Origin of the sequence: Actinokineospora inagensis DSM 44258 (genome assembly GCF_000482865.1) — a bacterium.
Taxonomy (GTDB): domain Bacteria; phylum Actinomycetota; class Actinomycetes; order Mycobacteriales; family Pseudonocardiaceae; genus Actinokineospora; species Actinokineospora inagensis.
Window position 1 is genome coordinate 201,694 of record NZ_KI519517.1, and the last position, 15,786, is coordinate 217,479.

Consider the following 15,786-nt stretch of genomic DNA (forward strand, 5'->3'; position numbering starts at 1 on the left):
ACCGAGCCGATCGCCGTGGTCGGCACCGGCTGCCGGTTCGCGGGCGGGGTCGCCTCGGCGGACGACCTGTGGGACGTGGTCGCGGCGGGCCGGGACGTCGTGTCCGGCCCGCCGACCGACCGCGGCTGGGACCAGCGCGGCCTGACCGGCGGCGGGTTCCTCGACCACGCCCTCGACTTCGACGCCGACCTGTTCGGCGTCAGCCCGCGCGCCGCGCTCGGCATGGACCCGCAGCAGCGGGTCCTGCTGGAGGTGTGCTGGTCGGCGTTCGAGGACGCCGGGTTCACCCCGGGCGCGGACGAGTTGACCGGCGTGTTCGTCGGCGTCGCCCACCACGACCACGCCGCCCGGCTGCGCTCGGTGCCTGCCGAGGTCGCCGGGCACCTGGGGTTGGGCAGCGCGACCAGCGTCGTGTCCGGGCGGATCGCGCACACCTTCGGGCTCACCGGGCCCGCGCTGACCATCGACACGGCGTGCTCGTCGTCGCTGGTGGCGTTGCACTTGGCCGTCCAGTCGCTGCGGCGGGGCGAGGCCGAGGTCGCGCTGGCGGGCGGTGTGACGGTCATGTCGACGGCCACCACCTTCACCGAGTTCGCCCGGATGGGCGCCATCTCCCCGGACGGCCGGTGCCGCGCGTTCGCCGAGGGGGCGGCCGGGTTCGGGCCGTCCGAGGGCGCCGGGGTACTCGTGCTGGAACGGCTGTCCCGCGCGCGGGAACTGGGCCACCGGGTGCTCGCCGTGGTGCGCGGGTCCGCGGTCAACTCCGACGGCGCCGCGGGCTGGCTGACCGCTCCCGACGCGGACGCCCAGGCCAGGGTGATCGCCGCCGCGCTCGCCGACGCCGGGCTCCGACCGTCCGATGTGGACGCGGTGGAGGCGCACGGGACCGGCACCCAGCTTGGTGATCCGGTGGAGGCGCGGGCGCTGGCGGCCACCTTCGGACCGGGCCGGGACCGGCCGCTGTACCTGGGGTCGGTCAAGTCGAACATCGGGCACACCCAGGCCGCCGCCGGGGTCGCCGGCGTGATCAAGACGATCGCCGGGCTGCGCCGCGGTGTGCTCGCCAAGTCCCTGCACATCGAACAGCCGTGCTCCGGCGTCGAGTGGGGGCCGATCTCGCTGCTGCGCGACCAAGTGGCCTGGCCCGACCACGGACAGCCGCGCCGCGCGGGCGTGTCCGCGTTCGGCATCAGCGGGACCAACGCGCACGTGGTCCTCGAACAGGCACCCGAGCAGGTCGCCCCGGAACGTCCTTCGCGCCCCGACCCCGGTCTCGGCCTGATCAGCCCGACCGTGCCGCTGCTGCTCTCCGCAGCTTCCGCCGCCGCGCTGCGGGCGCAGGCGAACCTGCTCAAGGAGTCCTTACCCGGCGGCAGCACCGGCGGAGTCGGCGTGTCGTTGACGCGCAGGCCGGTGCTGGGCCACCGCGCCGTCGTGCTCGCCCACTCGGACCAGACCGCGGTGGCCGGGCTCGGTGCGCTGGTCGACGGGGACCCGGGCGCGGGTGAGCTCGTCGTCGGTCCCGGCGACGTCGGCCGGGGCGGTTCCGGGGCGGTCCTGGTGTTCGGCGGCCAGGGCTCGGAGTGGGTCGGCATGGGGGAGGACCTGCTCGCCTCCTGCGGGGTGTTCGCCGATCGGATGGCCGAGTGCGCCAAAGAGCTTTCCCACCTGGTCGACTGGGACGTCCGCGCGGTGCTGTCGGACCCGGACGCCCTGCGCCGGGTGGACGTGCTGCAGCCCACCCTCTTCGCCGTGATGGTCTCGCTCGCCGCCATGTGGCAGGCCTGCGGTATCCGGGTCGACGCGGTCGCCGGGCAGTCCCAGGGTGAGGTCGCCGCCGCCTGCGTCGCGGGCGCGCTGTCGCTGGGTGACGCCATGCGGGTCGCGGTCACCCGGTCCCGGCTGGTCGCCGCGCTCGACGGCGGCGCGATGGCCTGGGTGCACGCGCCCTGGGGGTGGGTCCACCAGGCCGCGCACACCATCCGCAGGTCGAACGGCGTGGACGGCACCGGCTGCGGGGCGGATGGCTGTCCGAGCACCGGGGTGTGGCTGGCGTCGGTGAACGCGCCCACGTCGGTCGTCGTCTCCGGGACCCCCGAGATCTTCGACGCCCTGCTCGCGTACTGCGACGAGCACGGCGTGCGGGCGGGCCGGACTCCGATCGGCTACGCCTCGCACAGCCCGCACGTGGAGGTCGTCGAGACCGCGCTGCGGCACGAACTGCGCGACATCACCCCGCTGGCCGCGAAGATCCCGATGATCTCCTCGGTCACCGGCGCCGAGGTCGACATCGTCGACGCCGACTACTGGTACCGCAACCTGCGTGCCCCGGTCCGGCTGGACCGGGCCGTCGCCACGCTGCTGGCCCGCGGCCACACCGCGTTCGTCGACTGCAGCCCGCACCCGATCCTCAACCCGGCGCTGCACCGCAACCTGCACGGGCACACCACGCACACCAGCCACGCCGTCATCGCCACCATCCAGCGCGACGACGGCACGCCGAACCGGTTCCTGACCAACCTGGCCACCGCGCACGTGTCCGGGGTCGGCGTCGACTGGTCGTCGCTGCTGGGTGGCCTGCCGGACCGGCCGGTCGCGCTGCCCGGGTACCCGTTCCAGCGGTCCCGCTACTGGATCCCGGCCGAACGGCGGTCGCTCGGCGCGCTGATGAGTACACAGTGGACGAAGGTGGACCCGGTCCCGGCCGAGGTGGTCTGGGCCGAGGACGCCCCGGCTGAGCCGTCCGGCCTGCTCGTGCTGCCGATCACCGCCCGGGAAACCGTCGACGCGCTGCGCGAGGTGTCCGGGTTGCTGACCCGCTGGCGCACCGACCCGGCGTGGGCGGGCGCCCGGCCGGTGGTGGTGACGCGGGGCGAGTCGCCGGACGACCCGGCGGCCGCCGCGGTCTGGGGGTACGTGCGCTCGGCCCAACTCGTCCACCCCGGTCAGGTCAAGCTGGTCCACCTGCCGACCGCCGAGCCCGCGGCCACCGTGGCCGCGGTCGTCGGCGCGGGGGACCAGTTGGTGGTCCGCGCGGACGGGGTCCACGAGCCCCGGCTGGTCCCGGCGACCGGGCAGTGCCCGGCGCCGGACCTCGGCCACGGCACCGTGCTGATCGCAGGCGGCACCGATGCCGACCGCGCGATGTTCGCCCGCGCCATGACCGACCTCGGCGCCCGCGACCTCCTCGTGCTCGGCCACCCACTGCCGGACCTGACCGACACGGCGCCGATCCGGTTCACCGATGACGACATCCCGCGCGCACTGGCCCAAGTGGACTCACTGGCCGGTGTCGTCTACGCGGGCACCCGCTACGACGACGCCTTGGCCCTGCACGAGCTCACCGCAGAGGCAGGCCTCGCCCTGTTCGTACTCTCCAGCTCCGCCAACGGTCTGCTCGGCGGCAAGGGCGCCGTGCCCGCCGCCGCGTTCAACTCCCTCGCCCGCCGCCGCGCCACCCACGGCCTGCCCGCCAAGGCGATCGCCTGGGGTCCGGCGGAAGAAGGCCACCTCGGGGTGACCCCATTGTCCACAGAGGACAAGCGAGTGCTGGTCGGCGCCGCGCTGCGCACCCCGGAGCCCGTGCTGGCGGCGGTCGAACTGGACCCGGCCGCGCTGCGGGTCTGGCCGGTCGTGCCGCCGCCGCTGCGGCACATGGCCGCCCGCCAAGAGCCCACCCCGGCAGTGGGCACCGACCTGGACAGCCTGCTGGACCTGGTCCGCGCGCACGTCGCGGTCGTCCTCGGCCGACCGGGTGCCGCCGCAGTCCCCGCCGGGGCGGCGCTGCGCGACCTGGGTTTCGACTCGCTCACCGCGGTCGAGCTGCGCAACCGGCTCAGCCTCGCCACCGGCGTCGCGCTGCCGCCCACCCTGGTCTTCGACCACCCCACACCTGCTGCGGTGGCCGAGTGCCTCCGTGCGGAACTCGCATAGCCCAACCCGGTTCGGAGGAACCATGCTTACATCCAGGAGGCGCACGACGGCGCGCGCGGCCAGAGCGGCCATCGCCACCGTCGCGCTCGGCACCGTGCTGAGCGGCGTCCACCTCGCCCCGGCGGAAGCGGCAGGTGCCCCGGCCACGGCCTGGTCACACTCGGTCACCCTGCTGACCGGTGACCGGGTGGAGGTGGACGCGCTGGGCAACCGGTCGATCCACCCCGCCCCGAACCGGCAGAAGACCCTGTTCCAGTACTACGAGCGCGACGGCCACCACTTCGTCGTCCCGGTCGACGCGCTCGCCCCGCTCGCGAACGGCAAGCTCGACGAGCGCCTGTTCGACATCGACACCCTGCTGGCCGACAAGTACGACGACGCGCACACCCGGACCCTGCCGCTGATCGTCACCTACCAGCCCGGTCTGGCCCCCGCGCACCTCGCGGGCGTGGCATCGACGATGAACCTGGCGTCCATCAACGCCTCCGCCGTCGCCGCCAACCGGGACGGGTCGGCCTGGGCCGCGGTGAACACCCCGGGCGTGCGCAAGATCTGGCTCGACGGCACCCGCACACCGCTGCTGGACAAGAGCGCCCTGCAGATCGGCGCCCCGACCGCATGGCAGGCCGGGTACACCGGCAAGGGCGTCACCGTCGCCGTGCTCGACAGCGGCGTCGACACGACCCACCCGGACCTGACGACCCAGGTCGCGGCCGAGAAGAACTTCACCGACTCGCCGGACGGACTGGACTGGATCGGCCACGGCACCCACCTGGCGTCGATCATCGCCGGCACCGGGGCCAAGTACAAGGGCATCGCCAACGGCGCCACCCTGCTCGACGGCAAGATCTTCGACGACGACGGGATGAGCCGCGACTCCTGGATCATCGCGGGCATGCAGTGGGCAGCCGACCAGGGCGCCAAGATCGTCAACCTGAGCCTGGGCATGAACGACCTGCCGGACACCGACCCCCTTGAGGACGCGGTCAACACGATCTCCGCGCAGAAGGGCACCCTGTTCGTCGTGGCAGCGGGCAACGACGGCCTCAACGGCGGCGGCACCGTCGGCTCACCCGCCAGCGCCGACGCCGCGCTCGCCGTCGGCGCGGTCGACCGCGCCGACAAGGTCACCATCTGGTCCAGCCGCGGCCCGCGCATCGGCGACGGCGCGGTGAAGCCGGACATCACCGCGCCCGGCCTCGCCATTGTCGCCGCCCGCTCGGCGCAGTCGCAGGGCGACGGCCAGTACGTGGCCGAGACCGGTACGTCGATGGCCGCCGCGCACGTCGCCGGGGCCGCCGCCGTCCTCGCCCAGCAACACCCGGACTGGACCGGTGAGCAGCTCAAGGACGTGTTGATGGCGAGCGCCAAGCCCGGCGCGCAGCAGACCATCTTCCAGGAGGGCGCAGGCCGGGTCGACGTCGCCGCCGCCATCACCCAGGCCGTGTCGGCCAGCCCCGCCTCGGTGCAGATGGGCGTCGAACGGCTCCCGGACACCGGCGGCCAGACCTTCACCAAGACGGTCACCTACCGCAACACCGGCACCGCCGACACGACCCTGGACCTCAAGGTCGGCATGCTCGACCCGAACGGCAAGGCGTCCACCGTGCTGTCCGTGTCGCCCGCGCACCTGAGCGTCCCGGCGGGCGGCACCGCGACCGCGACCTACACCGCCAACCCGGCCGCCGCGAACGTGCAGGGCCTCTACCCGGGCATCGTCACCGCGACCGGCCCGAACGGCACCGTCCGCACCCCGTTCGTCTGGGGCCGCTCGGTGCAGACCTACGAGATCACCGTCCCGCAGACCGGCCTGGACGGTCAGCCCGCGGTGAACAGCACCGTCACGTTCGTGTCCAAGGCCGCGGGCGCCAAGCAGTACCCGGTGCCGCCGTCCGGCCGCCTGCGGTTGCCCGCCGGTGACTACTCGATCAACTCGGTGCTCATCGGCGACGAGGTGAACTGGCTGTTCCAACCGACGTTCACCGTCACCGGCGACGCGACGGTGGCCATCGACTTCCGGCAGACCAAGCGGCTGACCATCACCCCACCCACCCGGGACGCCACCGGCACCTTCGCCGACGTCGCCCTGTCCTACGGCGACTACGCGACCGGCATCGCCGGGACCGACCTCACCCGGACCTCGACCGGTACGGTCGGCGCCCCGATCGCGGGCACCGCGCTGACCACCAAGATCCAGACCCAGTGGGTGGCCGACAACGGCGACTTCTACGGCCTGGCGTACTTCGGCCACGGCAGCCTGCCGAACGGTCTGGACAAGCACCCGTCGAAGCGGGACCTGGCGCACGTCCGGGCCGACCTGCGCACCACCATCGCCGGTCACAACGGCCTGCGCGGCGCGTTCCCGTTCCCGACCGCGGGCAGCGTGCTGGACTCCAGCCCCGGGTACCAGACCTACGCGCTCCCGCACGTCCGCGACGAGTACTACACGACCGAGGCCGACGGGGCCGCCTGGACCACCGAGCTGATCCAGACCGCGCCCGGCAGCACGACCGCCGAGGACACGATCCTGAGCCCGCTGCGCCGCTACCAGGCGGGCCGCGGCTACACCGAGACGTTCAACCAGGGCGTGTTCGCGCCCGCGTTCCCGCTCGTCCCCAAGGGCCAGTCGTTCGTCGGCCGGAACAAGGACGCCATCCACGCCTCGATGTCGCTGTTCGGTGACGCCTCGGGCAACGCGGGCAACGGGTCCCTGTCCAGCACCGTCACCTCCCTCTACCGCAACGACACCAAGGTCGGCGACTGGACCAACCCCACCCCCGCCACCTTCAACGTCCCCGCGGACGAGGGCACCTACCGGCTGACCGCGGACGCCGTCCGCACCCCGGGCACCGGTGACGCCTCGACCCACGTGACGGCCGCGTGGACCTTCAAGTCCAGCCACACGGACGCGGACACCGCGCTGCCCATCTCCACGCTGCGTGTCCTCGCACCCGTCGACGCGAACAACTCGGCCGCCAAGGACAAGCTGTTCGTCATCCCGTTCGCCCTGCAACCCCAGGCGACCACCGACTACCAGTCACCGAAGACGCTGACGGTCGAGGTCTCCTACGACAGCGGCAAGACCTGGACCAAGGTCCCGGTCTTCTTCAACACCGCCCTCCTGCACCACCCCAACGCGACCGGCACGGTCTCCCTCCGCGCCGTCGCCACGGACAAGGCGGGCCAGACCGTCGAACTGACCGTGCTCGACGCGTACAAGCTCCGCTGACCGGCTGATCGACCGATTGAGATCACCCGGGTGGTCCCGTCTCCGGCGGGCCACCCGGGTGACGCCGGTAGCCACGCGCCGAGGTGCCGCACGACACTGGCCGGGTGCCCACCGACCCGGAACGAACCTGCGCGGTGTGCGGCGCACCGCTGGAACCCGCGGGCGGTCGCGGTGGTCGACCGGCCCGCTACTGCTCGAACGCCTGCAGGCAGCGGGCTTTCCGTCTCCGCCTGGAGGCGGGGAACACCGTGCCGCCCGCGTCCAGTCCCGATCTGTTCGTCGGCAGGCGACGTGAACTGGCGCTGCTGGCCAGGAGTTTCCGGACCGGTCGCCTGGTCACGCTGACCGGGCCGCCCGGTGTGGGCAAGTCCCGGGTCGCCAGGGAGTTCGCAGGCTCGTTGACCGGTACCGCTGTTCACCTGCTCGGTCGAGATGTGTGTCCCGATGCCGCGAGCGTGGTCGGTCGCGGACGAACCCTGGTGGTGCTGGACGATGGCGACGTCCCCGACCTCGTCGACGCCCTGCTTTCCCGGTTTCCCCGGTTGCGGGTGTTGGTCACCGGACGGGAACCCTTGTCCACCAAGGGAGAAGTGGTCATCCGGCTGGCCGGTCTCGCGCTTCCCAAGGGGCGCACCATGGCCGCGCTGCTCGCCTCCGGCGCGGGGAAGCTGTTCGCCGCGCGGGCGGTCTTCGCGATCACCGAGGACAACGCGGGGCAGATCGCCGACCTGTGCGGCCGACTGGACGGGTTGCCGCTGGCCATCGAGTCGGCGGCACGGCTGGCCGGGGACCGCGACCTGCGCGCCGCGATCGACCGGAGCTACCGGCTGCTGAGCACGGCCGAGCAGCGCGTGTTCCGCCAGCTCGGCGAACTGCCCGCCGAGTTCGACCGCACCATGGTCGGTGAGCCGTCCCTGTTGCCCGCGTTGGTGGCGAAGTCGTTGGTGGAGCACGCTTCTGGGCGGTACCGGCTGCTCAACACCATCCGCCGCCATGCCGCTGAGCGGTTGTCGGCCTGCGGGGAACAGGGAGCCGTGCGGGACTGGTTGGCGGACAAGCTCGTCGAGGTGGTCGCGGGCCGGGTGAGTTGCTTGACCTTCGACGGTTCCGGTCTCTCTGAGGCGGCACTCGCGGCCGCGGTCGAGCACACCACGACCGATGACCGCCATGTGGTGCTGGCGGTCGCGCTGGCTCGGTTGCGGTGGGTCCGGCACCAGGTCGCCGACATCGACCTCCTCCGTCGCGCGATCGCGCTGGGACCGGACGGTGACCACCACAGCGACGCGTTGACCACCCTCGCTTGGTTCACCACACTCGATCGCGACCACGACACCGCTGTGGGGCTGGCGCAAGCGGCCGCTCGTCGGGGCACAGGTGAACAGTTGACGCGCGCTCTCGACGTCCTCGGGCGGGTCCACCTGTTTCGCGGGGACTGCGCGCAGGCCGTCATGGCTTATCGCGGTTGTCTGCACCACGCGAGTCCAGGGGATCGGTTGTGGTGTTCGCGCGGGCTGGCGTGGGCTTTGTTGTTGGCAGGCGCGGAGGACGAGGCGGCGGCCATCATCGGCCAGGCGTTGGACATCCCGACCCCGATGCCCACGCGCACCTGGGGAGCGCTCACGCACACGGATGGGCTGCTGAGGTTGGCCGGTGGTGATCTCGAAGGGGCGGAGACCAGGTTCACCGCCGCGTTGCGGGCGACGGCCGCCTACCGGTGCGACACGGCGTACTGCGTCGAGTCGCTGGCCATGGTCGCCGCCGTACGCGACGACCACTACCGCGCGCTGATCCTGTTCACCGGTGCCGCCGGGTTGCGGGCTTCCCACGATCTGGACGTCGAACCGGACTGGCGGCGACGCGTCGAGTCCACAATGGAGTTGTCGCGACTGGCGCTGGGGTCGGCGCGGGCGTCGGCGTCGGCGGCTTTCGGTCGCGCGTTGACCCCGGAGCAGTTGGTCGCGCACGCCGCGCCGGACTGGTCCGGTGGGCCCGTGACCGCCGCAGGCCCGTCCGGCCACCCGTTGACCGGCCGCGAACTGGAGGTGACCGCGCTGGTGGCGGCCGGGTTGACCAACCGGCAGATCGCGGTGCGGCTGCGGATCTCGGTCAACACGGTGAAAACGCACCTCGCGGGCATCGGGAACAAGTTGGACCTGCGTTCCCGCACCAGGATCGCGGTCTGGTACGCCGCGGCCGAGCGGGTTTCGTAACGCCCGTCGGGCCGGTCGACGGCTGGGGGAGGTCCGCCGCCCGCCCGCCCGGCGAGGATGGGGGGAGTCCGGGCGGGGCCGGGCACCGTCCACACCGGACGAACCGGTCTCCTGCCGAACCCGGAGAAACCCATGACACCGCAGCAGATCAACGCCGCCCGACGAGCGGCGGCCTGCCCCCGCGAGCTGAGCGTCTTCTCGCTCACCGCCCGCGGCGGCGAGGAGCGGGCCAGGGCCCTGTTCCGCGCCCTGGCCGACCGCGGCCCGGTGCACTGGGACCCGTACGTGGCCGCCTGGCTGGTCTGCGGCCCAACCGAGGCCGCCGCCGTCCTCGCCGACCCCCGCTTCTCCGCCCACCGCGCCTCCTACACCGCCACTGAACCCGCCGCCAAGCCCGCCAAGCCCACCGCGTCCGCCGCCACTGCGTCCGCCGTCACTGAACCCGCCGTCACCGCATCGATCGAACCCGCCGTCACCGAGCCCACTGCCGATCCCGTCGATCCCGCCGCTGTCGAGCCCGTTGAGTCCACCGCCACCGTCGCGTCTGCGGCCACCGCGTCCACCGTCGCTGAACCCGCCGCCGAGCCTGTCGAGTCCGCCGTCACCAGGCCCACCGCCACCGTCGCGTCCGCGTCCACCGTCGCTGAACCCGCCGTCACCGAGCCCGTTGAGTCCGCTGTCACCAGGCCCACCGTCACCGCGTCGATCGCGTCCACGGCTGCCGCCACCGTGCCCACGGCCACCGCGTCGATCGAGCCCGCCGTCACCGCGTCCACTGCCACTGGACCCGCACCCACCGCACCCACCGAGCCCACCGAGCCCGGCGCCACCGACCTGGATGCCATGGCGGCGCGGATGATGCTGTCCACCGACGGCCCCGACCACCAGCGGTTGCGCAGGCTGGTGCAGGTCGTGCTGTCCCCCCGCCGCATCCGCGCCCTCGAACCGTGGATGCGTGAACTGGCCGCCGAACTGCTCCCCGCCGCGCCGGTCACCCTCGACTTCGCCGGGGTCGCCGCCGCGTTTCCCCTGCGCGTCCTCGGCCGCCTGCTCGGCCTCCCCGACGAAGACCTCCCGCTGCTGCGCGCCGGTTCCGACGCCATCACCGACATCGTCGGCGGCCTCAACCCCGCCACGGACGCCACGGTCCTCGCCCGAGCACGAGCCCTGCACGCCTACGCCATCGATCTCGTCCACTCCCGCCGCGCCACCCCCACCGAGGACGGCGCCACCGCCTTCATCACCGCCGCCGCCGACCTGCCCGACGAGGACATCGCCGCCAACCTGGTCATGCTCATCGCCTCCGGCCACCAAACCATGCCCGGTTTCCTCACGCTTTCCCTGCACCACGCCCTCGACAACCCCGGCACCCCGCCCCACACCGTCCCCGAAGCCCTCGCCCACACCACTCCCTCCCGCTTCGTCGGCCGGGTCGCCACCACCCGCGCCACCCTGGCGGGCCACCAGATCGAACCCGGCGACTCGGTGCTGGTCCTCCTCGCCTCCGCCAACTGGTCCGCCGACGCCCCACCCCCGGCCCGCCACCTCTCGTTCGGCATCGGCCCCCACCGCTGCGCGGGCGCCGCCATGGCGGAACTGGAGGCCACGGTCATGTTCGACCGCCTCGCCCAGGTCTGCCCGACGCGCGCCTCCGCCGAACCCGCCCCGCACAACGGAAATTCCAACCTGCCTGCCCTGACCAGCCTCCCCGTCACCCTGAACCCCACGGAGTCCCGATGACCGTCCTGAACCCCGTGCTGGACCCCTTGGCGGCCTCCGTGGTCGACCGCGTCCTGGACCACGTCCGCGCGAACCCAGACCAGACGTGCCTGCGCGGGCCGGACGGCGAGATCACCTATCGTCAACTCGACGCGGTGTCCCAATCCGTCGCGGACCTGTTGGCCGAGCACGGTGTGACACCAGGGGAGATCGTGGCCATCGACGCGCCGCGGTCGGCATTGGTGATCTGCCTGGCGTTGGGGGTGTGGCGGGCGGGGGCGGCGTTCCTGCTGTTCGACCCGGTGCAGCCGCCCGCTCGCCGTGCCGAGTTGCTGGCGGACGCGAGGGTGCGGTTGCGGCTGGGTGTCAACGGGACGCAACCCGAGGTTGACGTGGTCGGCACCGATCCGGTCCCGGTCCCGGCGGACCTCGCCTACGTGGTCTACACCTCCGGCTCGACCGGTGCCCCCAAGGGAGTCCTGGTCCCGCACCGGGGTGTGCCGCAGATCGTGACCATGGGGGAGCACGGGTTCGGCATCGCGGCCACCGACCGGTTCGCGATGCTGGCGCCGCTGCACGTCGAGGCGGCCGTGTTCGAGTTCGCGGTGCCGCTGGCGATCGGGGCGCGGGTGGAGGTGCCGGAACCGGGCGCCGTGCTGACGGACTTCCTGCGCGAGCGCGAGGTCACCGCCCTGGTCACCACCCCGACCCGGCTGGCCGACCTCGACCCGGCCGAACTCCCCGGACTGCGCCTTGTGATCAGCGCGGGGGAGGAGTTGACACCGGAACTGGCCCGGGTGTGGGCGAACGGCAGGCGGCTGGTCAACGGGTACGGCATCACCGAGGTCACCATCTGCAGCGCGTTCGCCGTCATCCCGCCCGACGTCCGCCGCGTCCCCATCGGCAAGCCCATCGCCCCCGACGCGGTCCGGGTGCTCGACGACGAACTACGACCGGTCGCCCCCGGTGGTCAGGGCGAGATGTACCTGGGCGGCCTCGGGGTCACCGCGGGCTACCTGGGTCAACCGGAGCTGACCGCGAAGTGGTTCGTCGAGGTCGACGGCGAGGTCCTCTACAAGTCCGGGGACTACGCGGAGATCGACGCCGACGGGGTCCTCTACTTCACCGGCCGCCGCGACGACCAGGTCCAGATCGGCGGCTACCGCGTCGAACCCGGCGAGGCGCGGGCCGTCCTGCACGGTCACCCCTCGGTGCACGACTGCGCCGTCATCGCCCGTGACCAGCGGCTGATCGCCTACGTCGTCCCGCACGGCACGCCCGCGCCCGCCGCCGCCCTGCGCGACTGGCTGTCCGAGCGGCTGCCCGCGTACCTCGTGCCCACCCGGTACGTCGACGTGCCCGAACTTCCCCGCACCGCCTGGGGGAAGGTCGACCAGCAGGCCCTGCCCGAGCCGGAGTCGCTGGCGGGCGCGGCCGCCGCGTCCCCGCTGGAAGCCGAGGTGGCCGCGGTTGTCGGTGACCTGCTGGACGGTCAACCCGTTGGCGCGGAACGGTTCGACGAGGACCTGTTCCTGCTCGGGATGACCTCGGTGCTGGTGGCCCGGCTGATCCGCCGGGTGGACACCGAGCTCGGGGTGCGGCTCAGCCCGGTCGACGTGTTCGAGCACCCCACGGTCCGCGAACTGGCCGAGATCGTGGCGGCGGCCCGATGACCGCGTGGTTCCCCCGCGTCGCCCCGCTCGACTCGGCCCGGGTCCGGCTGGTGTGCCTGGGCGGCGCGGGAACCGGCGCCTCGGAGTTCTCCTCCTGGCGGCTGCCCGACTGGGCGCAACTGTGGGCGGCGCTGCTCCCTGGCCGCGAACGCCGCATCCGCGAGACCCCCGCCGCCACGATGGCCGAACTCGCCGACCCCCTGGTCTTGCAGCTCCCCAGCGACAACACCCCGTGGGTGATCTACGGCCACAGCTTCGGCGCGCTCGTCGGCTACGAACTCGCCCACCGAGCCGAGTCCCGCGGCCTCCCCCTCGCGGGCCTGGTCGTCGCCGGTTCCGTCCCACCCCACCTGCAAGCCGCCCGCGCCCCGGTCACCACCGACGACGACGAAACCCTCCTGCGCTGGGTCCTCGACACCGGCGGCGCCGACCCCGACCTCCTGTCCGACCACCGTTTCGCCACCTGGCTGGCCGAAGACCTCCGCACAACCCTCCGCATCCGCCGCGCCTACCCCGCCGCCCTCCCCCCACCCCTGACCTGCCCCATCCTCACCCTCGGCGGTGCCAACGACCCCAACGCCACAGCGGCCGACCTGGAACACTGGCAGCACTACACCGTCGGCAAGTTCACCCGACGCGAGATCGGCGAGGGCCACTTCTTCCCGCGTACGTCGCGGGTTGCGGTAGTGGCGGAGGTGGTCGCGTTTGTGGATGAGGTGCTTGGCAGTGGGCCGGGTGCGTGTTCCAGCTTCCGGTAAGCAGGCCCTCCCACGTCGTCAGATCCTCGACAACGGTGGCCGAGCCGTCCTCACCTGGCTCGACGCGGGCCAACCCCACCGCCACCCGCATCCACCACACAATCCGAGCCGCCATCGAAGCAGCCCCTCTGTCCACAGTGGAGTATTTACTCCTCGCCGAAGCCCGCCCGGCCCCCACCCCACTCCTCCCTCGACAACCCGCGTTTCGCGCTATCGTCGGAATTTGACTGGCCCCGGCCCCCGGTCGGAGTCCGGTGGGGGTTGGCGTCAAGGGCTCGATCGGGTGGGGCGGCCACTTCTTCCCGCGTGTGTCGCGGGTAGTGGTGCTGGTCGGGGAGTTTGTGGATGAGGCGATTACCAGTGGACCGGGAGCGCGGTCAGGCCTCCGGTGAGCACGTTCTCCCGCATCGTCAGGTTCTCGATGGCGGTGGCCAGGCGGAGGGTGGGGAAGCGGGTGGCCAGTTGGGTGAAGACCGCGCGTAGTTCGAGGCGGGCCAGTGGGGCGCCGATGCAGTAGCGGGCGCCGTGGCCGAAGGTGAGGTGGTTGGCCGGGCGGGTGAACTGGACGGCGTCCGGGTCGGGGAACACGGTCGGGTCGTGGTTGGCGGCGGTGGTGCTGAGCAGGACCAGGTCGCCGGTGTGGATGGCGGTGCCGTCGATCTCGAAGTCCGTGCGGGCGTAGCGGGGGATGCCGCTGCCACCGCGGACGGGGGAGCGCAGGATCTCCTCGACGGCCTGGGGGACCAGGTCGGGGGTGTCGACGAGGGCCTGCCACTGGTCGAGGTTGGTCAGCAGCGTCACGGCGCCCAGGCCGATCTGGACGACGGTCGTCTCGTGGCCTGCGAACAGCAGCGTCATGGCCAGCATCGCCGCCTCGTGGTCGGGGATGTCGGTCAGCCGGGAGATCACGTCGTCACCGGGGTCGGCCCGTTTGCGGGCGACCAACTCCCTGCCGTATGCGAACAACGCTCCCAGGCCGCGCATCGAGCGGTCCCGGTCCCGGGTGTTGGCGGCGTCCTCGGTCCAGCCGCGGAACCGGTCGCGGTCGTCGTAGGGGACGCCGAGCAGTTCGCAGATCACCAGGACGGGCAGCGGTTCGGCGAGCCTGCGGTGTAGGTCGGCGGGTGGTCCGGCGGCTTCCAGGTCGTCCAGGAGTTCGGCGGTCAGCGCGTCGACCCGGGGCTGCAGCGCGCGGATGTGCCGGGGCGAGAAGTGCGGCTGGAGCAGTGCCCGCACCCGAGCCTGGTCGACCGGCTCGGTGTCGAAGTTGCCAAGCGGGCGGCCGAACAACGCCGAGTCCCCGGTCCGCGCCGCCCGCTCGGGGTCCGGGTGCGAACGCCCGAGACGGTCGTCGTCCAGCAGCCGCCGCACCCGGGCGTGCCCGGTGACCAGCCACGCCTCGTGCCCGACCGCCGTGCGCACCCGGTGCACGGCACCCGCCGACTGCAGCTCCCGCAACTCCGGCGGCATCGCCAACGGCCCCGGCTGTGCGAACGGTAACTGTGGGATCACGTGGTCTACCCCCTCTTGTACAAGATGACCTTAACAACATAGCCTCACCGGGTGAGCCCCGAGCGCCGCAGGCTGCCCCGCGCCGAACGCCGCGAGCAGATCCTGACCGCCGCCACCCGTGCGTTCGCCCGCACCGGTTTCGCCGCCACCGGCCTCGACCACGTCGCCGCCGAGGCCGGTGTCACCCACGTGATCCTCTACCGCCACTTCGCCTCCAAAACCGACCTCTACCGCGCCGTCCTCGACCGCGCCTGTGACCACCTCGCCACCACCGTCGGCCCCGGCGACACCCAGTACGACGCCACTGCCGTCCCCGCCCTCCTCCGCGCCGCCGCCACCGACCCCGACGGCTTCCGCCTCCTCTTCCGCCACGCCACCCGCGAACCCGACTTCCGCGACTACGTCGACCGCCTCACCACCACCTCCACCGACGTCGCCGCCCGCCACCTCGCCACCGCCATCCCCCCGGGCCCCTGGCTCGACTGGGCCACCCGCCTCGTCCCGGTAGTCGCCATCGAAGCCGTCCTCACCTGGCTCGACGCCGGCCAACCCAACCCCACCACCGCCGCCACCCGCATCCACCACACAATCCGAGCCGTCATCGAAGCAGCCCAACTGTCCACAATGGAGTAGCCCTGTCGCGGTCCCCGTCCGCCGGACGCCCATCCGTGCCCCCGTGACCTTTTCGTGGCCCCGGCGATGGGCCGTTGATCGCCGGGGCCGGCATGACTTACGCCCCCGGCCGAACCCAT

General features: G+C 72.7%; 7 protein-coding genes and 1 pseudogene. 7 read left to right on the forward strand and 1 reads right to left on the reverse strand.

Going from position 1 to position 15,786, the window contains the following annotated elements:
- Positions 1-54: 54 nt before the first annotated feature.
- The 6 genes and pseudogenes from H504_RS37555 to H504_RS0128880 all read left to right on the forward strand — a co-directional run.
- Positions 55-3,933 (forward strand): annotated as a pseudogene (locus tag H504_RS37555) (type I polyketide synthase); the annotation flags it as partial.
- 22 nt (positions 3,934-3,955) lie between these two features.
- Positions 3,956-7,162: a S8 family serine peptidase gene (locus H504_RS0128860; protein ID WP_051386363.1), complete on the forward strand. Its 3,207-nt coding sequence runs from the start codon at positions 3,956-3,958 to the stop codon at positions 7,160-7,162.
- A gap of 104 nt (positions 7,163-7,266) precedes the next feature.
- On the forward strand, positions 7,267-9,372 hold the full coding sequence (locus H504_RS37560; RefSeq protein ID WP_157440695.1) for a LuxR C-terminal-related transcriptional regulator: 2,106 nt from the start codon (positions 7,267-7,269) through the stop codon (positions 9,370-9,372).
- 132 nt (positions 9,373-9,504) lie between these two features.
- Positions 9,505-11,112 (forward strand): cytochrome P450 family protein, encoded by a 1,608-nt coding sequence (locus H504_RS0128870; RefSeq protein ID WP_026425627.1) that lies wholly within the window; start codon positions 9,505-9,507, stop codon positions 11,110-11,112.
- The gene (locus H504_RS37565) at positions 11,109-12,764 is read left to right on the forward strand and encodes a non-ribosomal peptide synthetase (protein WP_051386364.1); all 1,656 of its coding nucleotides are present in this window, start codon (positions 11,109-11,111) and stop codon (positions 12,762-12,764) included. The genes H504_RS0128870 and H504_RS37565 overlap by 4 nt, the downstream gene beginning before the upstream one ends.
- Positions 12,761-13,522 (forward strand): thioesterase II family protein, encoded by a 762-nt coding sequence (locus tag H504_RS0128880; protein ID WP_026425628.1) that lies wholly within the window; start codon positions 12,761-12,763, stop codon positions 13,520-13,522. Before H504_RS37565 ends, H504_RS0128880 begins: the two co-directional genes overlap by 4 nt.
- A gap of 354 nt (positions 13,523-13,876) precedes the next feature.
- Here H504_RS0128880 and H504_RS0128885 read toward each other — a convergent pair whose 3' ends face one another.
- The gene (locus H504_RS0128885) at positions 13,877-15,034 is read right to left on the reverse strand and encodes a cytochrome P450 (RefSeq protein WP_026425629.1); all 1,158 of its coding nucleotides are present in this window, start codon (positions 15,032-15,034) and stop codon (positions 13,877-13,879) included.
- A gap of 51 nt (positions 15,035-15,085) precedes the next feature.
- Here H504_RS0128885 and H504_RS0128890 point away from each other — a divergent pair, with 51 nt between their 5' ends.
- Complete coding sequence (locus H504_RS0128890) at positions 15,086-15,667, forward strand: TetR/AcrR family transcriptional regulator (RefSeq protein ID WP_026425630.1); 582 nt, start codon at positions 15,086-15,088, stop codon at positions 15,665-15,667.
- Positions 15,668-15,786 lie beyond the last annotated feature (119 nt).

What these genes read in the sequence shown, in the direction of transcription:
- H504_RS0128870 (WP_026425627.1), top strand. Translation starts at nt 9,505, where the DNA reads ATGACACCGCAGCAGATCAACGCCGCCCGACGAGCGGCGGCCTGCCCC.
- H504_RS37565 (WP_051386364.1), top strand. Translation starts at nt 11,109, where the DNA reads ATGACCGTCCTGAACCCCGTGCTGGACCCCTTGGCGGCCTCCGTGGTC.
- H504_RS0128880 (WP_026425628.1), top strand. Translation starts at nt 12,761, where the DNA reads ATGACCGCGTGGTTCCCCCGCGTCGCCCCGCTCGACTCGGCCCGGGTC.
- H504_RS0128860 (WP_051386363.1), top strand. Translation starts at nt 3,956, where the DNA reads ATGCTTACATCCAGGAGGCGCACGACGGCGCGCGCGGCCAGAGCGGCC.